The sequence below is a fragment of the Streptomyces luteireticuli genome, assembly GCF_041519305.1.
Classification (GTDB): Bacteria; Actinomycetota; Actinomycetes; order Streptomycetales; family Streptomycetaceae; genus Streptomyces; species Streptomyces luteireticuli.
In genome coordinates this window covers 3,583,728-3,606,305 of record NZ_CP167927.1, presented here as the reverse complement: position 1 = coordinate 3,606,305, position 22,578 = coordinate 3,583,728, and the positions used below count along the sequence as shown (strand labels likewise).

Here is a 22,578-nt window from a genome sequence, read left to right as displayed (position 1 = left end):
ATGAACGGCGGCGTACGACGCCGGCGGCCGGGCGTCGCGCTGCTGGCGGCTGCGGTGTGCGGCGGCCTGCTGGCGGGCTGCGCGTCGATGCCGGACAGCGGTGAGGTGGAGTCCGTCGACTCCGCGCAGCGCGCTGACGCCGATGCCCAGGTGCGGGTCTACGGCGTGCCGCCGCGCAAGAACGAGCAGCCCCTGGAGCTCGTCAAGGGCTTCCTGGAGGCGACGACGAGCGACGACCCGGACTACGCCACCGCCCGGATGTATCTGGCGAAGAAGGCCGAGCGGCAGTGGCGGCCGACCGCCTCCACGACGGTGCTGGCGGAGCCGATCCCGCAGGTGCAGGTGGAGACCGGCGGCGGGGAGCGGGACACGGAGCTGACGGTCACGCTGACCGGCAAGCAGGTGGCGCAGGTGGACGCCAAGCACGCCTACCGGCCGGACGCCCGCGCCTACCGGCAGCGCATCCACCTCACGCGCGAGGGCGGCGAGTGGCGCATCGACGCGCTGCCGGCCGGTCTGGTGGTGGGTCTCTCGGACTTCCAGCGCATCTACCGGTCGGTCAACAAGTTCTACTTCACGGAGCCGGCGCCGGGCGTGGGCGGGAAGGCGCGTCCCGCGCCCGTGCTCGTCGCCGACCCCGTCTACCTGCGCAAGCGCATAGACACCGTGACCTCCGCGGTGCGGGCGCTGCTCGACGGTCCCACGACCTGGCTGGAGCCGGTCACCGCGTCGGCCTTCCCGGCGGGGACGCAGCTGGAGGACGAGCGGCTGTCGCTCGACGACTCCAACAGCCTCAAGGTCCGCCTCAGCAAGCAGGCGGAGGGGGCCGGGCAGGACCAGTGCCTGCGGATGGCGGCCCAGCTCTTCTACACGGCGCAGGAGTCGGCGCGGGTCGACCGGGTGACGCTGCAGAGCGGGGGCGAGACGCTGTGCTCGCTCAATCGTGGCGAAGCCCGCGGTTACGGGCCGGACCAGACCGCGGGGCGCCCCGACCGGCAGTACTTCCTCGACGAGCAGCACCGGCTGGCCGGTCTGGCGGACGGGGAGGACGAGCCGCGGCGGGTGCCCGGACCGTTCGGCGCGGACGGCGGGCCGCAGCTGCGGTCCGTGGCGGTGGACCGGGCGGAGCGCCGTGCGGCGGGCGTGTCCCTGAACGGACAGACACTGCACGTCGTGGACCTGGAGACGGGGGCGTCGGTGGGCGAGGCCCGGCTGACCGCGCGCGGCGGCCCGAAGGGCGGCCTGACCACGCCGAGCTGGGACGGTTCGGGCAACCTGTGGGTGGCGGACCAGGATCCGGACCGTCCGAGGCTGCTGCGGCTGCGCGGGGGAACGGGGACTCCCGAGGAGGTTCCGGTGGACGGGCCCAAGGGGCAGCGGATCACCGGGGTGCGGGTCGCCGCCGACGGGGTGCGGATCGCGCTGCTGGTCGCCGATGGCGACCGGTCGGTCCTGCGGCTGGGTCGGGTGGAGCGGCAGGGCAGTGGGGGACGGACGGGGCTGTCGGTGCGGGAGCTGAGGTCGGTCGCGCCGAAGCTGGCAGACGTCGACGCCGTCTCGTGGGCCGGCGGGAGCCGGCTGCTGGTGGCGGGGAGCGAGCAGGGCGGGCTCCAGCAGGTGGAATTCATAGACACGGACGGTTCGCTGTCCAACACTTCGGCGCTGCCGGGCATCACGGGCGTCGGGGGCGTGGCGGCGCCGGAGGGGGCGGGCAAGGCGCAGGCGCTGCTCGCCGAGCGGGACGGCGGCATCGTGAGGCTGTTGCCGGACACCAACTGGAAGCCTGTGGCGAAGGGCTCCGCGCCGGTCTACCCGGGGTAGACCCGGTCCGGCCGGTCCTCCCGGAGCGGACCTGTGGACGGCCGTCGCGATCTGTGGCCAGAGGTCACCCGGAGTTATCCACAGGGGTGGCGGCGGGCCTGCCGCGGCGGCAGAGTGGCCGCATGCGGGGGTGGTGGCGGGAGATCGCCGGCCTGGTGCTGCCGGCCGAGTGCGCGGGGTGCGGTGAGGACCGGTGCGTGCTGTGCGAGGAGTGCCGCGAGGAGGTGACGGGGCGGCCCCGGAGGGCATGGCCGGATCCGGTGCCCGGCGGGCTTCCCCCGGTGTACGCGGCGGCGTGGTACGCGGACGCGGTGCGGTCGGTGCTGCTCGCGCACAAGGAGCGCGGTGCCCTGGTGCTGGCGGAGGCGCTGGGCGGCGCGCTGGCGGGTGCGGTACGGCGGTCCGGTGCGGTGGGCCGGGTGCGGGACGGCAGGGGCGGGAGTGGGCCCCTGGTGCTCGTGCCGGTGCCTTCCGCGCGGTCGGCGGTGGTCCGGAGGGGGCACGATCCGGTGCGGCGGCTGGCGGTGGTGGCGGCCGGGGCGCTGCGGCGTGCCGGGGAGGAGGTGTGCGTGGGAGCGGTGCTGCGGCAGCGCCGGGTCGTCGCCGACCAGGTGGGGCTGGACGCCCCGGGGCGGTGCGCCAATGTCGCGGGGGCCATGGCGGTGGCCGGCGGGGCGGCCCGGTGGCGGTACGGGGATGCTCCGGTGGTCCTCGTGGACGACCTGATGACGACGGGTGCCTCCCTGGTCGAGGCGGCCCGTGCGGTGGGGGAGGCGGGCGGCCGGGTCGTGGGTGCGGCGGTGGTCGCGGTGCCGCCCCGGGAGCCGGCGGGAGGGCATGGCCGGGGGCGCCGTGGGTGGACGACGGCAAGCCGATGTCAAGTGGAACTCGCCGGTAACGCCCGTCGTTCTTCAGGGAAACGGCCGGAGAACACCTGAATGGAGGTACGCCGAGGTTGGGGGTACCGACGGGCTTCCGGGCGAGATATGTTCGGTTGTGAGGAATCGCAGGAGCTATGCCTCGTATCTCCGGATTGGCGTGTTTTGTGCGCCGTCGAAGAAGCTGGAGACGGGTGGGATGTAGATCTTGCAGCAGGGGGAGGAGGAGGTGAAACCGCCGTGTCGGTGGCTCCGGGTATCCCCGGGGTCTGATGCAAGAGGGATGCGCTCCGCATCGTCGGCGGAGTGATCCGGGAACGGAGTTCTGCGTGGACATCGTCGTCAAGGGCCGCAAGACAGAGGTGCCCGAGCGCTTTCGCAAGCACGTGGCCGAGAAGCTGAAGCTGGACAGGATCCAGAAGCTCGACGGCAAGGTGATCAGCCTCGACGTGGAGGTGTCCAAGGAGCCCAACCCCAGGCAGGCCGACCGCTCGGACCGAGTGGAGATCACCGTGCGCGGACGCGGACCGGTGATCCGGGCGGAAGCCGCCGCGACAGATCCCTACGCCGCGCTCGACCTGGCCACGGCCAAGCTGGAGGCGCGGCTGCGCAAGCAGCACGACAAGCGGCTCAGCCGCCGGGGCAACGGACGCATCCCGGCGAGCGAGGTTCCGGCCGCCGTCGGCGCCGCCGAGCTCGACGCGAGCGGCCGGCTCGTCACCGAGGAGACGGCCGGAGAGGTGCCGGTGACCCGCATGGGCTCGCTGGAGATCCGGGGCGAGGGCCCCGTCGTGGTCCGCGAGAAGACCCACACCGCCGCCCCGATGTCGCTCGACCAGGCGCTCTACGAAATGGAGTTGGTCGGTCACGACTTCTACCTGTTCGTCGACGCGGAGAACAAGACGCCGAGTGTCGTCTACCGGCGGCACGCCTACGACTACGGCGTCATCCACCTCAACACCGATGCGTTCGCCGAGGAGACGCCCGGCGGCGCGGGAGGCGCGCTCGGCGGCTGAGCCGGGCCCGCGGCGCGGCGGTTGACCGCGGGACGCCGCGGTGGCGCGCGGTCGCGGAGAAGTCGCCCGTGACGGTGTCCCGGAGGCCCTCGGGTCTCCGGGACACCGTCACGCGGCAAGCGGGAGCGCCGGGCCGCCGTCCGGCATGGAATCATGGGCGGGCGGCAACGGCCGGTCCGCCGGGACCGGTTGGGGCTCCGGCAACAGTGCAACCGCGAGGCCACGGCCTTCAGGGGGAGGAACGATGGCGGACAGGTTCGGACCCGTCTCCGGGCCGGGTGAGGACAGCGCCGCGGGCGCCTGCGCGGAGCGGGCCGCGGAGGGCTCCCGGGGCGAGCCGATCCGGGTGCTGGTCGTGGACGACCACGCGCTCTTCCGCCGCGGGCTGGAGATCGTGCTGGCCCACGAGGAGGACATCCTCGTCGTCGGCGAGGCCGGGGACGGGGCGGAGGCCGTGGACAAGGCCGCCGACCTGCTGCCGGACATCGTGCTGATGGATGTGCGCATGCCCCGGCGCGGTGGCATCGAGGCCTGCACCTCCATCAAGGAGGTGGCCCCCAGCGCCAAGATCATCATGCTGACGATCAGCGACGAGGAGGCCGACCTCTACGACGCGATCAAGGCCGGGGCCACCGGTTACCTCCTCAAGGAGATCTCCACCGACGAGGTGGCGACCGCGATCCGGGCGGTCGCCGACGGCCAGTCGCAGATCAGCCCCTCCATGGCGTCCAAGCTCCTGACCGAGTTCAAGTCGATGATCCAGCGCACCGACGAGCGGCGGCTGGTCCCGGCCCCCCGCCTCACGGACCGGGAGCTGGAGGTGCTCAAGCTCGTCGCCACGGGCATGAACAACCGTGACATCGCCAAGGAGTTGTTCATCAGTGAGAACACGGTGAAGAACCATGTGCGCAACATCCTGGAGAAGTTGCAGTTGCACTCCAGGATGGAGGCAGTCGTGTATGCGATGCGCGAGAAGATTCTGGAGATCCGCTGAGGGTGGGGTGCCGTCGGGGGCTGCGGCTGGGTGCCCAGGGGTCAGGCCACGGCCTTGGTCAGCGCCTTCGCCAGGCCCGCGTCGTCGCACCGCTCGATGCGCACCGCGTCGCAGCCCACCCACTCCGCCGCCTCCCGCAGCGCCCGGGCCATCGGCGGCACCGCGGCGGCGCCGTCGAGCGAGACCTGCCGGGCCACCAGCGTCCGCCCCTCGCGGGCCGGGTCCACCCGGCCCACCAGCCGGCCGCCGGCCAGCAGCGGCATCGCGAAGTACCCGTGGACGCGCTTGGCCTTGGGCGCGTATGCCTCCAGGCGGTGCGTGAAGCCGAAGATCCGCTCCGTGCGCGGCCGGTCCCAGATCAGCGAGTCGAAGGGGGACAGCAGCGCCGTGCGGTGCCGCCGGCCCTTCGCCGTGGATTCCTCGGCCAGCGCCTGAGGGTCGGCCCACGCCGGCCGTGACCAGCCCGCCACCTCGACCGGCACCAGATCCGTCTCCGCCAGGACCGCGTCGACCTGCTCGCCCTTGAGCCGGTGGTAGTCCGCCAGGTCCGCCCGGGTGGCCACGCCCAGTGCCGCCCCGGCCTGCGCGACGAGGCGCCGTATGCACGCGGCGTCGTCCAGGTCGTCGTGGAGGAGGGCGCCGGGCACCGCGCGCTCCGCCAGGTCGTACACCCGCTTCCAGCCCCGGCGTTCGGTGCAGACGACCTCGCCGGTGTCCAGCAGCCACTCGACGGCGATCTTCGTCTCGGACCAGTCCCACCACGGACCGCCGTTCTTCGCCCCGCCCAACTCGGTTGCCGTCAGCGGCCCGTCGGACCGGAGCCGCTCGCGCACCGCCGCGCACGAGCGCTCCGGCTCCGCCATCACGTGCCAGCGGTGGCCCCGCGCCCGGAAGGCCCGCCTCCGGAAGGCGAACAGCGGCCACTCCTCGATGGGCAGCACACACGCCGCGTGCGACCAGTACTCGAAACTGTGCGCCGGCTGCGGACCGGCGGCCCAGTACGCCTCCTCCACCGTCGTGCGGCCGACCGCGCCCAGCCGGGCGTACGGCACCAGTTCGTGCGAACGGGCCAGCACCGAGATCGTGTCCAGCTGGACCGCCCCCAGCCGGCGCAGCACTCCGCGCACCCCCGCCCGCCGGTCGGGGGCCCCGAGCAGGCCCTGGGCGCGCAGCGCCATGCGGCGCGCCTCGTCGGCGGTGAGGTGGACGGCGGCCCCAGGGCCCTTGGCGGCAGCGGCAGTTGTCATGCGGCCACCCTAGGACCGGCCACTGACAACGCCCGGTCAGTCGCGTCCCGGCCAGGGCAGGTACGGCGTCGGCGAGGGCAGGCCCAGGTCCGAGGGGAGCAGTGTCGCCGTCCAGGCGTCGCGCCGCGTCCCGTTGTGCACGATCAGGCCGCGCACGGTGCCCTGCATCCGGAACCCGCACGCGAGGGCGACCGCGCGCGAGCCCTTGTTCCCCGCCTCGGCGATCCACTCGAGCCGTTCCGCGCCCAGGTCCTCGAAGGCCCACCGGACGACCTCACGGGCCGCCTCGGCGGTGTAGCCGCGCCCGCGCTGCTCCTTGGCCGTCCAGTAGCCGATCTCCGCCTGCCGGGCGGGGTCGTCGAGGGCGAGCCGCATCAGGGCCATCACCCCGGTCAGCCGTCCTTCGTCCCGGGTGAACACGCCGAAGGTGTACGCGGTGTCGTCCCGCCAGCCCGCCGGACAGCTGTCCTCCACGAAGGCGCGGGCGTGTTCGGCCGTGTACGGCGAGGGCACCGGGGTGTAGCGCGGAATCTCCGGATCCTGGCACGCGGCGTGCACGGCCGGGGCGTCGGACGGCAGTAAGGGACGCAGCACCAGACGTCCGGTCGTGAGGGATATCGCTTCCATGCGCGCAGAGAATGTCACAACCCGGACGACGGCCGGGTGCACGTCCGCGGCAACGCCGCGCCCTCCGGTTACCCCCGGCGGGCACTCCGCGGGCGCCCCGTTCGTTCATCGTGCGGGTGAGAGCCGACCTCGGGGATGACGGACCTCCCGGCGCGGTGGGGTCCTCGCTTACGATGGCCGTTGCGGCGGGGACTGCCCCGTCGTGCCCGCGCACCCTCTCCCCGCCGGTGGCGGGGGACAGCCAGTGCCAGGCCCGACCGGCAAGGAGTCAGCCTACGTGTCCGTCTTCGGCAAGATCATGCGTGCAGGAGAAGGCAAGATCCTGCGCAAGCTGCACCGCATCGCGGACCAGGTCAATTCCATCGAAGAGGACTTCGTCAACCTCTCCGACGCCGAGCTCCGCGCCCTGACCGAGGAGTACAAGCAGCGCTACGCCGACGGCGAGAGCCTCGACGACCTGCTCCCGGAGGCGTTCGCGACCGTCCGCGAGGCCGCCAAGCGCGTGCTCGGCCAGCGCCACTACGACGTCCAGCTCATGGGCGGCGCCGCGCTGCACCTGGGCTACGTGGCGGAGATGAAGACCGGTGAGGGAAAGACCCTCGTGGGCACCCTCCCCGCTTACCTGAACGCGCTCTCCGGCGACGGCGTGCACCTCATCACGGTCAACGACTATCTCGCCGAACGCGACTCGGAAATGATGGGCCGGGTCCACAAGTTCCTCGGCCTGTCGGTCGGCTGCATTCTGGCCAACATGACTCCGGCCCAGCGCCGCGAGCAGTACGGCTGCGACATCACCTACGGCACCAACAACGAATTCGGCTTCGACTACCTGCGCGACAACATGGCGTGGTCGAAGGACGAGCTGGTGCAGCGCGGCCACAACTTCGCGGTCGTGGACGAGGTCGACTCGATCCTCGTCGACGAGGCCCGTACGCCGCTGATCATCTCGGGCCCGGCGGACCAGGCCACCAAGTGGTACGGCGACTTCGCCAAGCTGGTCACGCGGCTCAAGCGGGGCGAGCCGGCCAACCCGCAGAAGGGCATCGAGGAGACCGGCGACTACGAGGTCGACGAGAAGAAGCGCACGGTCGGCATCCACGAGTCCGGTGTGGGCAAGGTCGAGGACTGGCTGGGCATCGACAACCTCTACGAGTCGGTCAACACCCCGCTCGTCGGTTACCTCAACAACGCCATCAAGGCGAAGGAACTGTTCAAGAAGGACAAGGACTACGTCGTCATGGACGGCGAAGTCATGATTGTCGACGAGCACACCGGCCGTATCCTCGCCGGCCGCCGCTACAACGAGGGCATGCACCAGGCGATCGAGGCGAAGGAAGGGGTGGACATCAAGGACGAGAACCAGACCCTCGCCACGATCACCCTGCAGAACTTCTTCCGCCTCTACAACAAGCTCTCCGGAATGACCGGTACGGCCATGACCGAGGCCGCCGAGTTCCACCAGATCTACAAGCTCGGCGTGGTGCCGATCCCGACCAACCGTCCGATGCAGCGCATGGACCAGTCGGACCTGATCTACCGCACCGAGGTCGCGAAGTTCGACGCCGTCGTCGAGGACATCGCCGAGAAGCACGAGAAGGGCCAGCCGATCCTGGTCGGCACCACCTCCGTCGAGAAGTCCGAGTACCTCTCGCAGCAGTTGGCCAAGCGCGGCATCCCGCACGAGGTGCTCAACGCCAAGCACCACGAGCGCGAGGCGCAGATCGTCGCCCAGGCCGGCCGCAAGGGCGCCGTCACCGTGGCCACCAACATGGCCGGCCGCGGTACGGACATCAAGCTCGGCGGCAACCCCGACGACCTCGCCGAGGCGGAGCTGCGCCAGCGCGGCCTCGACCCGGAGGAGCACATCGACGAGTGGGCGGCCGCGCTGCCCGCCGCCCTCGAGAAGGCCGAGGCCGCGGTCAAGGCCGAGTTCGAGGAGGTCAAGTCGCTCGGCGGGCTCTATGTGCTGGGCACCGAGCGGCACGAGTCGCGCCGTATCGACAACCAGCTGCGCGGCCGCTCCGGCCGTCAGGGCGACCCGGGCGAGTCCCGCTTCTACCTGTCGCTGGGCGACGACCTGATGCGGCTGTTCAAGGCGCAGATGGTCGAGCGCGTGATGGCCATGGCCAACGTCCCCGACGACGTGCCGATCGAGAACAAGATGGTCACGCGGGCCATCGCCTCCGCCCAGTCGCAGGTCGAGCAGCAGAACTTCGAGACCCGCAAGAACGTCCTGAAGTACGACGAGGTCCTCAACCGCCAGCGCGAGGTCATCTACGGCGAGCGCCGGCGCGTCCTGGAGGGCGAGGACCTGCACGAGCAGATCCAGCACTTCATGGACGACACCATCGACGCCTACATCCAGGCGGAGACCGTCGAGGGCTTCGCGGAGGAGTGGGACCTGGAGCGGCTGTGGGGCGCCTTCAAGCAGCTCTACCCGGTGCGGGTCACCATCGAGGAGCTGGAGGAGGCCGCGGGCGACCGTGCGGGCCTGACCGCCGAGTTCATCGCCGAGTCCGTCAAGGACGACATCCTCGAGCAGTACGCGGCGCGCGAGGAGCAGCTGGGCTCCGACATCATGCGCGAGCTGGAGCGCCGCGTGGTGCTGTCGGTGCTGGACCGCAAGTGGCGTGAGCACCTCTACGAGATGGACTACCTCCAGGAGGGCATCGGCCTGCGCGCCATGGCCCAGAAGGACCCGCTGGTCGAGTACCAGCGCGAGGGCTTCGACATGTTCACCGCGATGATGGAGGGCATCAAGGAGGAGTCCGTCGGCTACCTGTTCAACCTGGAGGTCCAGGTCGACCAGCAGCTGGAGGAGGTGCCGGTGCAGCCCGGCGCCGAGGGTCCGTCCCTGGAGAAGATCGAGGACGCCGTGCCCGCCGCGGCCCGTCCGGAGATCCGCGCCAAGGGCCTGGACGCCCCGCAGCGGCCTGACCGGCTGCACTTCTCCGCCCCGACGGTGGACGGCGAAGGCGGTGTCATCGAGGGCGACTTCGAGGACGACTCCGTCACCCGCTCGTCGGCGGACGGCCTGACCCGGGCCGAGCGCCGCAAGGCCCAGAAGAACGGCGGCCGCCGCCGCAAGAAGTAGTCCGCGGGAACCGGGGGCGGGACACCATCGGGTGTCCCGCCCCCGGCCGCTTTCCGGATGGGCACGGCTCCGGATGGGCACGGCTCAGGCCCGGGCGCAGTCCAGCTCCACCGCCGAGCACCGCCAGCGCCGGTCGGTGCCCTGCTCCAGCCGGAAGGCCAGCGCCTGCAGCCGGTCCCCGGAGACGATCCGCGCGTACGCCTCGATCACCCCGGGCCGCGGCTGGAACTCGTCGCAGCGGTGGACGACGGGCGTCCGGCCGCCCGGGGCCGCCGGGCGCAGGGGCGCACGGGGCGCCAGTTCGGCGAGCAGGTCGTAGGCGGCGGGCAGGGTGTGCCCGATCATGCGGTGGACCGGGCGCTGCCCGCTGAGGGTGAGCAGCAGCTGCTCGGCGAACCAGTAGCGCGGGATGCCCGCCCGTGTCCGCCGGGCGGTCGCCGGGCCGCCGCCCGGGCGGCGGGAGTCCGTCCGCCGTGGTGGTGCGCTCCGGTGGCCCGCATTCCGGCCCGGTCCGGTGGTCCTGTTCAAGCTCGTCGCCCCCTTCGGTCGGGGGATCTTCTACCGGCGTGCCGCCCGGCCGGACAAGGGCTCCCCGCGGCCCCCGGCAGTTCACCTATCAGGGCGGTCGCTCCGGGATCGGCGCTGGTCATGGCGGTGCGCAGGGGAGCGGGCGGCGACCGGGCCGGGTGCTCCCGGCACTTCGAAGGGGGACTCGCCCCCGTATGCTGGCAGCACAACCGTAGGTACTCCGGAAAGCGGCGGTCATGCGCGTCTACGTCCCCCTGACCCTCCCCGGTCTCGCCGAGGCGCACAGGACGGGCGAGCTCGGCCCCGCCCCCGTCGACGCCTACGCCGTCACCCCGGCGCTGCGCGAGTGGTACACCTCCGACGACATGGAGGAGCTGGAGTACGCCGCGCTCGGCCGGGCCGCGCTGGGCTCGCTGCGCCGGCTCGCCGTCGATCCGTCCGCGGCGCGCCGCCGGGTGGTCGTGGCGGTCGACGTGCCGGACGCCGAGGTGGCCGTGGACCCGGACCGGGGCCTGGACCGGGACGCGGTCGGCGAGGTGCGGCTGGCCCGGCCGGTGCGTCTGTCCAAGGCGGCCGCCGTGCACGTGGACGCGGACGACGCCGAGGCGGACGTCGCCGCCGCCGCGGCGGCGCTGGGCGCGGCGGACCAGGGCGACGAGGACGCCCGGTTCACGGTGGACGGGGCCGAGGACCACGAGCTGATGTGGTTCGGGGTGCAGGAGATCCCCAACCTGATCTAGCCGGCCCGGGCGGAAAGGGCGAGGCCGGGGCCGGTCCGGCAGCCGGGGCCGGGCGTTGTCGGTGGCCCCCGGTACCGTCGTTGCATGACTCAGCACGGCGCCCACATCGTCTGGGACTGGAACGGCACGCTGCTCCACGACGTCGATGCCGTCCTCGCGGCCACGAACGGTTCCTTCGCGGAGGTCGGCCTGCCGCCGATCACCCTTGACCGCTACCGGGACCTGTACTGCGTGCCCGTCCCCAGGTTCTACGAACGCCTCATGGGCCGGCTCCCCTCCGACGAGGAGTGGCTGGCCATGGACGAGGCGTTCCACCGGCACTACGCGGCCCACGCGGTGGACGCCGCGCTGGCCGAGGGAGCCCGGCAGCTGCTGGAGGAGCGGCTGGCCGCCGGGCGGACCCAGTCGTTGTGCTCCCTGGCGCCGCACGAGCAGTTGATACCCCTGGTCCGGACCTATGGCATAGACCGGCACTTCGTCCGGGTGGACGGCCGCACCGGCCGGAGCGACCAGGGCAAGGCCCGGCAGATGGTCCGGCACCTGGCGGCCCTGGAGGGCATATCCCCGGAGCGGATCGTGGTCGTGGGGGACGCGCTGGACGACGCCCTGGCCGCCGCCCACGCCGGGGCGAAGGCGGTGCTCTACAGCGGCGGGTCGCACAGCCGGGCCAGTCTCGCCTCGGCGGGCGTGCCGGTGGCCGACACGCTGGCGGAGGCGGTCGAGACGGCGGACCGGCTGGTGGGCTGAGGGGCCGGGGAAGGGCCCGGGCAGGACGGACGGGTCCGGGCACTGTCCGGACCGTCAAAGTCGCGCGCCGGGTTTTGCCACAATCGCCTCATGACGAGCTCCCCCGGAAGAGCGATAGCCTTACCGGGTGATCAGCGCGATATCCGCCAGAGGCGACGACGCCGCTGTGCCGCGCCCGGAACGCCACGACGCCCGGGCCTGCGCTGTCATCAGGAACCGGCCCCGTCCGGCACCGGCGGCTCTCTTCACAGGTCTGCCACAGTTGCCGCAGGACGTTCCGGCCACCCCTCATCCCGGCATACCGTCGAAGACGACCGGAGATTCCGCGTCGCGGCGTGATGCCTTCACCACCGATGTCACGCAACGGCGCGCGACAGGAGCCAGAGGACATGCAGACCAAGCTGGACGAAGCCAAGGCCGAGTTGCTCGTGCGGGCGGCCCGCGTCGCCGAGAACAGCCCGGCCGGGGGACCGCCACCGACCGGTGCGGAGGGTGAGAGCGGGCTCGCCGGGGACGCCCTGGCCGCCTACCTCCAGCGCTACTACCTGCACACCGCCCCCGAGGACCTGACGGGCCGCGACCCCGTCGACGTCTTCGGCGCCGCGCTGTCGCACTACCGTCTCGCTGAGAACCGGCCGCAGGGCACCGCCAATGTGCGGGTGCACACCCCCACGGTCGAGGAGAACGGGTGGACGTGCAGCCACTCCGTCGTCGAGGTCGTCACCGACGACATGCCCTTCCTCGTGGACTCCGTCACCAACGAGCTGTCCCGGCAGAACCGCGGCATCCACGTCGTCATCCACCCGCAGATGGTCGTCCGCCGCGACGTGACCGGCCGCCTGCTGGAGGTCCTCGGCTCCAACTGCGACGCGCACGGCGCCGGCAAGGACGCGGTCCTGCCGCACGACGCCCTCGTCGAGTCCTGGATCCACGTCGAGACCGACCGCGAGACCGACCGCGGCGACCTCAAGCAGATCACCGCCGACCTGCTGCGCGTCCTGTCCGACGTCCGCGAGGCCGTCGAGGACTGGGAGAAGATGCGCGACGCCGCGCTCCGTCTGGCCGACGGCCTGCCGGACGAGCCGGCCCCCGCCGACCTCCCCGTCACCGAGGTGGACGAGGCTCGCGAGCTGCTGCGCTGGCTGTCCGCCGACCACTTCACCTTCCTGGGGTACCGCGAGTACGAGCTGACCAAGGTGCCCGCCGCCGACGGCGGCGAGGAGGACGCGCTCACCGCCGTCCCCGGCACCGGACTGGGCATCCTCCGCTCCGACCCGGCCCACACCGCCCACGGCCACCACGAGGGCAACCACGCCCCGCTGGCCCGCCCGGCGTCGGCCTCCTTCAGCAGGCTCCCGGCGGACGCCCGTGCCAAGGCCCGTGAGCACAAGCAGCTCGTCCTCACCAAGGCCAACAGCCGCGCCACCGTGCACCGCCCGTCCTACCTGGACTACGTGGGCGTCAAGAAGTTCGACGCCGACGGCAATGTGACCGGCGAGCGCCGCTTCCTGGGCCTGTTCTCCTCGGCCGCGTACACCGAGTCGGTGCGCCGCGTCCCGGTCATCCGCCGCAAGGTCGCCCAGGTCCTGGCCGACGCCGGCTTCTCGCCCGACAGCCACGACGGGCGCGACCTGCTCCAGATCCTGGAGACCTACCCGCGCGACGAGCTCTTCCAGACCCCGGCCGACCAGCTGCGGGCCATCGCCACCAGCGTGCTCTACCTCCAGGAGCGCCGCCGGCTGCGGCTGTACCTGCGCCGCGACGAGTACGGCCGCTACTACTCGGCCCTGGTCTACCTGCCGCGCGACCGCTACACCACCGGCGTCCGGCTCCGGCTGATCGACATCCTCAAGGAGGAGCTGAACGGCGCCGGCGTCGACTTCACGGCCTGGAACACCGAATCGGTCCTCTCCCGGCTGCACTTCGTCGTCCGCGTCGAGCCCGGCTCCACCCTGCCCGACCTCACCGAGGCCGACGAGGAGCGCATCGAGGCCCGGCTGGTGGAGGCCGCCCGCTCCTGGGCCGACGGCTTCGCCGAGACGCTCACCGCCGAGGTCGGCGAGGAGCGCGCCGCCGAGCTGCTGCGCCGCTACGCGCACGCCTTCCCCGAGGGCTACAAGGCCGACCACAGCCCCCGCGCCGCCGTCAACGACCTGGGCCACCTGGAGAAGCTGACCACGGGCGGCGGTGACCGCGACTTCGAGTTCAGCCTCTACGAGCCGGTCGGCGCGGGCCCCGGCGAGCGCCGTTTCAAGATCTACCGCACGGGCGCCCCCGTCTCGCTCTCCGCCGTCCTGCCGGTGCTCAACCGCCTGGGCGTCGAGGTCATCGACGAGCGCCCGTACGAGCTGCGCTGCTCGGACCGGACCACCGCCTGGGTCTACGACTTCGGCCTGCGGATGCCCGAGCACGTCGAGGGCGACGACGCGCGCGGCCGCTTCCAGGAGGCGTTCGCCGCCGTCTGGACCGGCGCCGCGGAGAACGACAACTTCAACAAGCTGGTGCTGCGCGCCGGTCTCGACTGGCGCCAGGCCATGGTGCTGCGGGCCTACGCCAAGTACCTGCGGCAGGCGGGGGTGACCTTCAGCCAGTCGTACATGGAGGACACCCTCAGCAACAACGTCCACACCACCCGCCTCCTGGTCAACCTCTTCGAGGCCCGGATGTCCCCGACGCTCCAGCGCGCGGGCAACGAGCTGATCGACGGGATGCTGGAGGAGCTGGACGGCGCCCTGGACCAGGTGGCGAGCCTGGACGAGGACCGCATCCTGCGGGCCTTCCTCACCGTCATCAAGGCCACCCTGCGCACCAACCACTTCCAGCGGGACGCGGAGGGCCGGTCGCACGACTACCTCTCGATCAAGCTGGACCCGCAGGCCATCCCGGACCTGCCGGCGCCCCGCCCGGCCTTCGAGATCTGGGTCTACTCCCCGCGCGTCGAGGGCGTGCACCTGCGCTTCGGCAAGGTCGCCCGCGGCGGTCTGCGCTGGTCCGACCGGCGCGAGGACTTCCGCACCGAGATCCTGGGCCTGGTCAAGGCGCAGATGGTGAAGAACACCGTCATCGTGCCCGTCGGCGCCAAGGGCGGTTTCGTGGGCAAGCGGCTGCCGGACCCGTCGGTGGACCGCGACGCCTGGCTGGCCGAGGGCATCGCCTCGTACAAGACCTTCATCTCCGGTCTGCTCGACATCACCGACAACATGGTCGGCGGCGAGGTCGTCCCGCCCAAGGACGTCGTGCGCCACGACGAGGACGACACCTACCTCGTCGTCGCCGCCGACAAGGGCACCGCGACCTTCTCCGACATCGCCAACGAGGTCGCGGAGTCCTACGGCTTCTGGCTGGGCGACGCGTTCGCCTCCGGCGGCTCGGCGGGCTACGACCACAAGGGCATGGGCATCACCGCCCGCGGCGCCTGGGAGTCGGTCAAGCGCCACTTCCGCGAGCTGGGCCACAACACCCAGACCGAGGACTTCACCGTCGTCGGCGTCGGCGACATGTCCGGCGACGTCTTCGGCAACGGCATGCTGCTCTCCGAGCACATCCGCCTGGTGGCCGCCTTCGACCACCGGCACATCTTCATCGACCCGAACCCGGACGCCGCCACCTCCTACGCGGAGCGCCGGCGCCTGTTCGAGCTGCCCCGCTCGTCGTGGGCCGACTACGACAAGACCCTGCTGTCCAAGGGCGGCGGGATCCACCCGCGCACGGCCAAGTCGATCCCGGTCAACGCGCACGTCCGCGAGGCCCTCGGCATCGAGGCGGGCGTCACCAAGATGACCCCGGCCGAGCTGATGAAGACCATCCTGCGTGCCCCGGTCGACCTCCTGTGGAACGGCGGCATCGGCACCTACGTCAAGTCCTCCGCCGAGTCCCACGCGGACGTCGGCGACAAGGCCAACGACCCCATCCGGGTGGACGGCCAGGACCTGCGCGTCAAGGTCGTCGGCGAGGGCGGCAACCTGGGCCTGACCCAGCTCGGCCGCATCGAGTTCGCCCTGTCGGGCGGCAGGATCAACACCGACGCGATCGACAACAGCGCCGGTGTGGACACCTCCGACCACGAGGTGAACATCAAGATTCTGCTCAACGCCCTGGTGACCGACGGCGACATGACCGTCAAGCAGCGCAACAAGCTGCTCGCCCAGATGACCGACGAGGTCGGCGAGCTGGTCCTGCGCAACAACTACGCGCAGAACGTCGCCCTGGCCAACGCCGTGGCCCAGGCACCCAGCCTGCTCCACGCCCACCACCGGATCATGCGCCGCCTCAGCCGCGAGGGCCACCTGGACCGCGGGCTGGAGTTCCTGCCCACCGACCGGCAGATCCGCGAGCGGCTCTCCGCCGGGCGCGGGCTGTCCCAGCCGGAGCTCGCGGTCCTCCTCGCCTACATCAAGATCACCACGGCCGAGGAGCTGCTCACCACCGGGCTGCCGGACGACCCGTACCTGCAGCGCCTGCTCTACGCCTACTTCCCGACCGCGCTGCGGCAGTCGTTCGGCGAGCAGATCGACCACCACGCGCTGCGCCGCGAGATCGTGACGACCGTCCTCGTCAACGACACGGTCAACTCCGGTGGTTCGACCTTCCTGCACCGTCTGCGGGAGGAGACCGGGGCGTCGCTGGAGGAGATCGTCCGGGCGCACACGGCCGCCCGCGAGATCTTCGGCCTCAACGCCGTGTGGGACGCGGTCGAGGCGCTGGACAACACGACGGCCGCCGACATCCAGACGCAGGTGCGGCTGCACTCGCGGCGCCTGGTCGAGCGCGGCACCCGCTGGCTGCTCAACAACCGGCCGCAGCCGCTCGAACTCGCGGAGACCATCGGGTTCTTCCGCGACGGCGTGGCCACGGTCTGGGCCGAGCTGCCCAAGCTGCTGCGCGGCGACGACCTCGAGTGGTGGAAGTCCATCCACGACGAGCTGGCCGCCGCCGGGGTCCCGGACGAGCTGGCGGTCCGGGTGGCCGGCTTCTCGTCGGTCTTCCCGGCGCTGGACATCGTGGCCATCGCGGAGCGCACGGGCAAGGAGCCGCTGTTCGTCGCGGAGGTCTACTACGACCTGGGCGACCGGCTGCACATCAGCCAGCTGATGGACCGGATCATCGAGCTGCCGCGCGCCGACCGCTGGCAGTCGATGGCCCGCGCCTCCATCCGCGAGGACCTGTACGCCTGCCACGCAGCGCTGACCGCCGACATCCTCTCGGTGGGCAACGGCTCCTCGACGCCGGAGCAGCGCTTCACGGCGTGGGAGGAGAGGAACGCGCCGATCCTCACCCGGGCGCGCACCACGCTCGACGAGATCCGCGGCTCGGACTCGTTCGACCTGGCCAACCTGTCGGTGGCCATGCGGACGATGCGGACGCTGCTGCGCACGCACACCTGACAGCGGTGACAAGGGGCGGCCCCGGGGTGAACACCCCGGGGCCGCCCCTTTTTCCGTCCCCTTTTTCACGTTCTGGTTCCTGCCGGTTCCGCTGGTGTTGGCGGTCCGGCCGCCCGGGCCTGCTGCCCTGGGTCCGGTGGTTCCTACGGTGGAGGTGCGGTGGTCTCGGGTCGGTATGCGGCGGGGTCGCCGGGGTGGCCGGCGGGTGCGTCGTGACACGGGGCGGGCCGTGGTCCGCGGCCGGGGCCGGTCCGGAACACCCAGGCCCGGTAGGCCCAGAAGCGGAACAGGGTCGCCGTGCCGATGCCCAGGAACTTGAAGGCGTTGTTCTGGAACGGGGTGTTCCAGTCGAAGGCGTAGGTGGCGACGTAGAGCACCCCGTTCTCGATGACCAGGCCGGCGGCGCTGAAGGCGGCGAAGAGGGCGACCTCCCGGCCGGGGGCGCCGCGCCGGCGGTCCCGGTAGGTGAAGTACCGCAGGCCCAGATAGTTGAAGGCGATGGCGACGACGGTGGCGATCACGCTGCACCGGACGACCGGGAGGCGGGTGATCCCCCGGCAGAGGTTGAAGACGCCGAAGTTGACGAAGATCCCGATGCCGCCGACCGTGCCGAACTTCGCGAATTCCCGGCCGAGTGCCAGCAGTCCCGACGGGCTGTGCGGACGACTTCCTCTTGCCTTCACCTGTCGCAAGGGCATCTCCCGATACGTTCGCCACGCATAGCGGACATTGCACGCAGACAGCCGATTGTAGTGTAATTTCCCGCGAAAACTAACGCAGTGCGACGATGCGACGACAAGGCGCGAGGACGGTGGCATGACAGAGGCGGTACTGCTCGTCGGCGGCAAGGGCACACGGCTCCGGCCCCTCACCCTGCACACCCCCAAGCCCATGGTCCCGGCCGCCGGAGTGCCCTTCCTCGCCCACCAGCTGGCCCGCGCCCGGGCCGCCGGTGTCGAGCACGTCGTCCTGGCGACCTCCTACCTCGCGGAGGTCTTCGAGCCGTACTTCGGCGACGGATCGGCCCACGGCCTGCGGCTGACCTACGTCACCGAGCGCGAGCCGCTCGGCACCGGCGGGGCGATCCGCGGCGCGGCCGACGCGCTGGACGCCCGGCCGGGCGACGGCGTGCTGGTCTTCAACGGCGACATCCTCACCGGCCTCGACATCCGCGGTCTGCTCCGCCGGCACGAGCGGGCGCGGGCGGACGTGACGCTGCACCTCACCCGGGTCGCCGACCCCCGGGCGTTCGGGCTGGTGCCCACCGATCCCGCCGGCCGCGTCCTGGCCTTCACCGAGAAGCCCCGGCGCCCGGAGGAGATCGTCACGGACCAGATCAACGCCGGCTGCTATGTCTTCCGCCGCGAGGTCATCGACACCATCCCGGCCGGCCGGCCGGTCTCGGTGGAGCGCGAGACCTTCCCCGGCCTGCTGGCCGCCGGAGCGCTGCTGCACGGCGTGGTGGACGCCTCGTACTGGCTGGACCTGGGCCGGCCGGCCTCCTTCGTCCAGGCCTCCGCCGACCTGGTGCGCGGCATCGTCCGCTCCCCGGCCGTGCCCGGCGAGCCCGGCGAACACCTGGTGCTGCCCGGCGCCCACGTCGAGCCCGGGGCGCGGCTCGGCGGCGGCACGGTCGTCGGCGCCGGGGCCCGCGTCGGGGCCGGTGCCGAGGTCGAGGGGAGCGTCGTGCTGGACGGGGCCCGGATCGAGGAGGGGGCCCGGGTGCGCGCGTCCATGGTCGGCGCCGGGGCGCGGGTCGGCCCCCGTACCGTGCTCGACGGTGCCGTCATCGGGGACCGGGCCGACATCGGCGCGGACAACGAGCTGCGCGACGGCGCCCGCGTCTGGTGCGGCAGCGCGATCCCCGACGCGGCCATCCGCTTCTCCGCGGCCTGAGCCGCGACCCCATGCGAGCCGACCCCCTACGCGACGAGCGATCCCTACGCGACGAGGACAGCCCCATGAGCGTTCCGCACACCGTCATGACCCCCCTGCCCGCCGAGTGGGGCCGCACCGCGACGACCGTGGTGATGCCCACATACAACGAGGCGGAGAACCTCCCGATGATGGCGGAGGCGCTGATGGCCCTGCCGCTGGAGGGGCTGCGGCTGCTCGTCGTGGACGACGGCAGTCCCGACGGCACCGGCCGGGTCGCCGAGCAGCTGGCCGAGAAGTACAACGAGCCGGGCCGGTCCCGCATGGCCGTCCTGCACCGGACCGCCAAGGAGGGCCTGGGCCGGGCCTACGCGGCCGGCATGGCGCGGGCCGTCGAGGACGGCGCGGCGTACGTGCTGCAGATGGACGCCGACGGCAGCCACCCGGCCGACAAGATCGCCGAGTTGCTCGGCGTCGCCCTGGCCACCGGCGCGGACGTCGTCGTCGGCAGCCGCTATGTACCGGGCGGGACGCTCTCCGCCGCCTGGGGCACCCACCGCCGGCTGCTCTCGCGCTGGGCCAACACCTACGCCGGCACCATCCTCGGCACCCGGCTGCGCGACATCACCGGGGGCTTCAACCTCTGGAGCGCGGCCGCCCTGCGTGCCCTGGACCTCGACACCGTCGACAGCGCGGGCTACAGCTTCCAGGTCGAGACCAAGTACCGGGCGCTGCGGGCCGGGCTCACGGTCGTGGAGGTGCCCATCCACTTCGAGGACCGCACCGTGGGGGAGTCGAAGATGAATCTGGCCGTGCAGCTGGAGTCGGTCGCCGTGCCCTGGCGGCTGCGGGTCAGAACCCTGCGCGCGGGCGGCGGCCGGGCCCGCTGACGCATGATTGCCCGCGCCGTCCGCGCGCACCCGGCGCTGTGGGGTGCGGCCCTGCTCCCGGCGGCCCTGCTGCTGGCGATGGCCGTGCGGCTGCCCTGGGCCGGTGACCTGGGGATGCACGCCGCGGTCGTGGAGCGGCTGCGCGCCGACCTGTGGCATCCCGGCCATCCGCTGGTGGCGGCCGACGCCCCCAGCCCCTACTACTCGCCGTGGACCGTCCTGCTCGCGCTGACCGCGCGGGTCTCGGGCCTCGGCGGGCTCGGGGTGCTGCACCCGGCCGCGCTCGCCGGGCTCGTCCTGTTCGTCACCGGTGTCGCGGCCTTCGTCCGTACCCTGACCGGCCGCCCGGCCGCCGTGCCGCTCGCCCTGCTGTGCGTGCTGCTGCTGCACGGGACGCGGCTGTTCGCCTGGAGCGGGGTGCCCGGGCTGACCTCGCTCGCCCTGACCCTCGCCTACCCGAGCACCCTCGCGCTCGGCCTCGCTCTGCACCTGTGGGCGCTGCTGCGCCGGGCGGTCGCGGGCGCCTGGGGATTCGTGGCCTTCCTTGCGCTGGGGCTGCTGCTCGCCGTGGTGCTGCTGGTGCACCAATTCACAGGTGCGGTCGCAGTGTTGGGGGCGGCGGCGGTGCTGGCGCGGGGCGGTCGCGAGGTGTGGCCCAAGGTGGCGGCGGCGGGCGGCCTGGCGCTCGGGGTGCTGTGGGCCTGGCCCTACTACCCCTTCTTCGCGCTCTCCGGGGCGGACGGCCTCGACGCGATCCACCGGCCGCTCTACACCCATCTGCTGGGGAAGTTCTGGCTGCTCGCACCGGGGGTCGTCGCGCTCGTCGCCCGGTGGCGCCACGACCGGCGCGATCCGCTCGCCCTGCTCTTCGCGGGGGGCCTCGCCGTCTTCGCGGCGGGCGGCTGGAGCGGGCACTGGGCGTGGGGCCGCGTCCTGCCCGCCGTCCTCCTGCCCGCCCAGCTCGCGCTCGCCGTCGCCACGGCGGAGGCCGCCGGCCGGGCCCGCCGGGCCCTCGCCGCGGTCACGGGCGCGGCGCTGCTGACCGGCGCGTGCGCCCAGGCGGGCGTGGTGGCGTACGCGCTGCCGGTGCGCGCTGCCCGGGCCGTGCGGCAGTACGTCCCGGCCGTGGCTCCGTGGCCGTCGTTCGGCTGGGCGGCACGTCAACTGCCGGGAGGCGCCACGGTGATGACGAACGACTACTTCGCGCTGCGGATGCTGCCCGCCTACGGGCCGTACACCGTCGCCCCGGCCTGGCCCGACGTCTTCCTGCCGGACGAGCGGGCGCGCCGCGAGGCGACCCGGCGCTACTTCGCGCCCTCCGCCTCCCGGGCCGAACGCCTCGGCCTGCTGGGGCGGTACGGGGCGCGCTGGGTACTGCAGAAGGACGGCGCCCCCGGCCTGCGGCCGGACGATCCGGCGCTGCGGCGGACGGTCCGCGGACCCGGGGGGTTCGCGCTGCTGGAGGTGGAGAAGCGTTGAGGAAGGTGTGGAGGGCGGGCGGCAGAGCGCGGACGCCGGACGGGGCGCCGGGGGACGGGCTCGCGCGCTGGGCGCGCGGCCGTGCCCCGTGGCCGGTGCTCACCGCCGCGCTGCTGGTGTACCTGCTGAGCGCGGGGCGGATGCTGGGCGTCCGCCGTACGGGCATGGACAACGCGGTCGTCGTCCGGGCCGCCCGCACCCTGCTCGACGGCGGTTCCCCCTACGCCGACAAGCGCTTCCTCTATCTGCCGGGCGCGGTCTTCGCGGCGCTGCCCCAGGCGCCGTTCGCCGACCGGACGCTGACCCGCGCGGTGCCCTTCGTCACCGCCGCGCTCGTGCTCGCCGGCGTGGTGCTCGCCCTGCGGATCTTCGACGTCCGGGCGGACAGCCGGCTCGCGGCGGCCGTCACCGCCTCCCTCGCGCTCTTCCTGCCCTTCCAGGCCATCGTGCACCTGGGCAACTGGACGGCGGCCTCGGTCGTCGCGTTCCCGGCCGCCCTGCTGCTGGCGCTGCGCGGCCGCTGGAGCGCCGCCGGGGTGGTCGTCGGCGCGGCGGTCGCCCTCAAGCCGATGCTCGTGCCCCTGCTGCTGCTCTTCGTGCTCGCCCGCCGGTGGCGGGCGCTGGCGTGGGCGGTGGGCCTGCCCGCGCTGGTCTCCCTGGCGGCGGCGCTCGCGATGCCCCGGCCGCAGCTGTTCCTCACCAAGACGCTGCCGTTCCTGCTGCACGGGCAGGACGACTACGCCGCGCCGTACGACGCCTCGTGGACCGCCGTCCTGCCCCGGCTCGGCGTGCCGCACCATCTGGCGTTTGTCCTGGGGGCGTGCGCCGCCGTCGCCGTGCTCGGCTTCGCCCGGGCGCGCTGGCGCACCGGGGGCGACGAGGCGCTGCGGCTGGTGGAGTGCGGATCGCTGCTGATGCTCGCGGCGTTCCTGGTGTCCCGGCCGTCGTTCGTGCACTACGCCCTGGTGATCCTGCCGGCGCTCGTCGCGTCGGTGGTGGTGCGCGGGGCCGCCGCGCGCCAGGTGTGGTTCTGGATGCCGCTGGTCCCGCAGGTCGCCGGGGTGCCCTGGCCGGAGCTCGGTGGGTCGCGGCGGCACGCCTTCAAGGACATCGTGATGTTCACCGGTGCCGCCGCCGTCCTCGCGCTGGCCGTGTGGCGGAGGCGGGCGGCGGCCGCCCCGAAGGTGACTGTCAGTGGTGCCCCCTACTCTCTGAGTAGTGATCCGGACCCCCGGAACGCATCGGAGACGAGGTGACC

The 22,578-nt window shown here is 72.7% G+C and carries 16 protein-coding genes; 12 read left to right on the top strand and 4 right to left on the bottom strand.

The window, feature by feature from the left end; translation table 11 throughout:
- The 4 genes from AB8735_RS15890 (at position 1) to AB8735_RS15875 (ending at position 4,709) form a co-directional block, all read left to right on the top strand.
- Positions 1–1,821: an LpqB family beta-propeller domain-containing protein gene (locus tag AB8735_RS15890; protein ID WP_344032081.1), complete on the top strand. Its 1,821-nt coding sequence runs from the start codon at positions 1–3 to the stop codon at positions 1,819–1,821.
- A 122-nt stretch (positions 1,822–1,943) separates the two neighbouring features.
- Positions 1,944–2,759 (top strand): ComF family protein, encoded by an 816-nt coding sequence (locus AB8735_RS15885; RefSeq protein ID WP_372408014.1) that lies wholly within the window; start codon positions 1,944–1,946, stop codon positions 2,757–2,759.
- A gap of 269 nt (positions 2,760–3,028) precedes the next feature.
- The gene (gene hpf / locus AB8735_RS15880; RefSeq protein WP_372408013.1) at positions 3,029–3,715 is read left to right on the top strand and encodes a ribosome hibernation-promoting factor, HPF/YfiA family; all 687 of its coding nucleotides are present in this window, start codon (positions 3,029–3,031) and stop codon (positions 3,713–3,715) included.
- A 244-nt stretch (positions 3,716–3,959) separates the two neighbouring features.
- The gene (locus tag AB8735_RS15875; protein ID WP_372408011.1) at positions 3,960–4,709 is read left to right on the top strand and encodes a response regulator; all 750 of its coding nucleotides are present in this window, start codon (positions 3,960–3,962) and stop codon (positions 4,707–4,709) included.
- A gap of 41 nt (positions 4,710–4,750) precedes the next feature.
- Here the strand turns inward: AB8735_RS15875 and AB8735_RS15870 are convergent, their stop codons facing one another.
- Complete coding sequence (locus AB8735_RS15870) at positions 4,751–5,956, bottom strand: winged helix-turn-helix domain-containing protein (RefSeq protein WP_372408009.1); 1,206 nt, start codon at positions 5,954–5,956, stop codon at positions 4,751–4,753.
- Positions 5,957–5,992: 36 nt separating this feature from the next.
- The gene (locus tag AB8735_RS15865) at positions 5,993–6,583 is read right to left on the bottom strand and encodes a GNAT family N-acetyltransferase (RefSeq protein ID WP_372408007.1); all 591 of its coding nucleotides are present in this window, start codon (positions 6,581–6,583) and stop codon (positions 5,993–5,995) included.
- Between the two features lie 277 nt (positions 6,584–6,860).
- Here AB8735_RS15865 and secA point away from each other — a divergent pair, with 277 nt between their 5' ends.
- Positions 6,861–9,677, top strand: a complete 2,817-nt coding sequence (secA, locus tag AB8735_RS15860; RefSeq protein ID WP_344032056.1) for a preprotein translocase subunit SecA — start codon at positions 6,861–6,863, stop codon at positions 9,675–9,677.
- An 84-nt stretch (positions 9,678–9,761) separates the two neighbouring features.
- On the opposite strand, the gene AB8735_RS15855 is transcribed toward secA, so the two are convergent.
- Positions 9,762–10,205 carry an Rv3235 family protein gene (locus AB8735_RS15855; protein WP_344032058.1) on the bottom strand — a complete coding sequence of 148 codons (444 nt, stop codon included), beginning with the start codon at positions 10,203–10,205 and terminating at the stop codon, positions 9,762–9,764.
- Positions 10,206–10,441: 236 nt separating this feature from the next.
- Between AB8735_RS15855 and AB8735_RS15850 the strand changes: the two genes are divergently transcribed.
- From AB8735_RS15850 to AB8735_RS15840, 3 genes are all read left to right on the top strand, one after another.
- The gene (locus AB8735_RS15850; RefSeq protein WP_372408005.1) at positions 10,442–10,945 is read left to right on the top strand and encodes a hypothetical protein; all 504 of its coding nucleotides are present in this window, start codon (positions 10,442–10,444) and stop codon (positions 10,943–10,945) included.
- 84 nt (positions 10,946–11,029) lie between these two features.
- Complete coding sequence (locus tag AB8735_RS15845; RefSeq protein WP_372408003.1) at positions 11,030–11,692, top strand: HAD family hydrolase; 663 nt, start codon at positions 11,030–11,032, stop codon at positions 11,690–11,692.
- 389 nt (positions 11,693–12,081) lie between these two features.
- Positions 12,082–17,076 carry an NAD-glutamate dehydrogenase gene (locus AB8735_RS15840; protein WP_372408001.1) on the top strand — a complete coding sequence of 1,665 codons (4,995 nt, stop codon included), beginning with the start codon at positions 12,082–12,084 and terminating at the stop codon, positions 17,074–17,076.
- A gap of 143 nt (positions 17,077–17,219) precedes the next feature.
- Here AB8735_RS15840 and AB8735_RS15835 read toward each other — a convergent pair whose 3' ends face one another.
- Entirely contained in the window at positions 17,220–17,774 is a 555-nt protein-coding gene (locus tag AB8735_RS15835; RefSeq protein WP_372408000.1) for a GtrA family protein, read from the bottom strand.
- A 118-nt stretch (positions 17,775–17,892) separates the two neighbouring features.
- Between AB8735_RS15835 and AB8735_RS15830 the strand changes: the two genes are divergently transcribed.
- The 4 genes from AB8735_RS15830 (at position 17,893) to AB8735_RS15815 (ending at position 22,576) form a co-directional block, all read left to right on the top strand.
- Positions 17,893–18,972: a sugar phosphate nucleotidyltransferase gene (locus AB8735_RS15830; RefSeq protein ID WP_372407998.1), complete on the top strand. Its 1,080-nt coding sequence runs from the start codon at positions 17,893–17,895 to the stop codon at positions 18,970–18,972.
- A 65-nt stretch (positions 18,973–19,037) separates the two neighbouring features.
- Positions 19,038–19,841, top strand: a complete 804-nt coding sequence (locus AB8735_RS15825; protein ID WP_372407997.1) for a polyprenol monophosphomannose synthase — start codon at positions 19,038–19,040, stop codon at positions 19,839–19,841.
- 3 nt (positions 19,842–19,844) lie between these two features.
- Complete coding sequence (locus tag AB8735_RS15820) at positions 19,845–21,320, top strand: hypothetical protein (protein WP_372407996.1); 1,476 nt, start codon at positions 19,845–19,847, stop codon at positions 21,318–21,320.
- A gap of 5 nt (positions 21,321–21,325) precedes the next feature.
- Entirely contained in the window at positions 21,326–22,576 is a 1,251-nt protein-coding gene (locus AB8735_RS15815; RefSeq protein WP_372411853.1) for a glycosyltransferase 87 family protein, read from the top strand.
- Positions 22,577–22,578 lie beyond the last annotated feature (2 nt).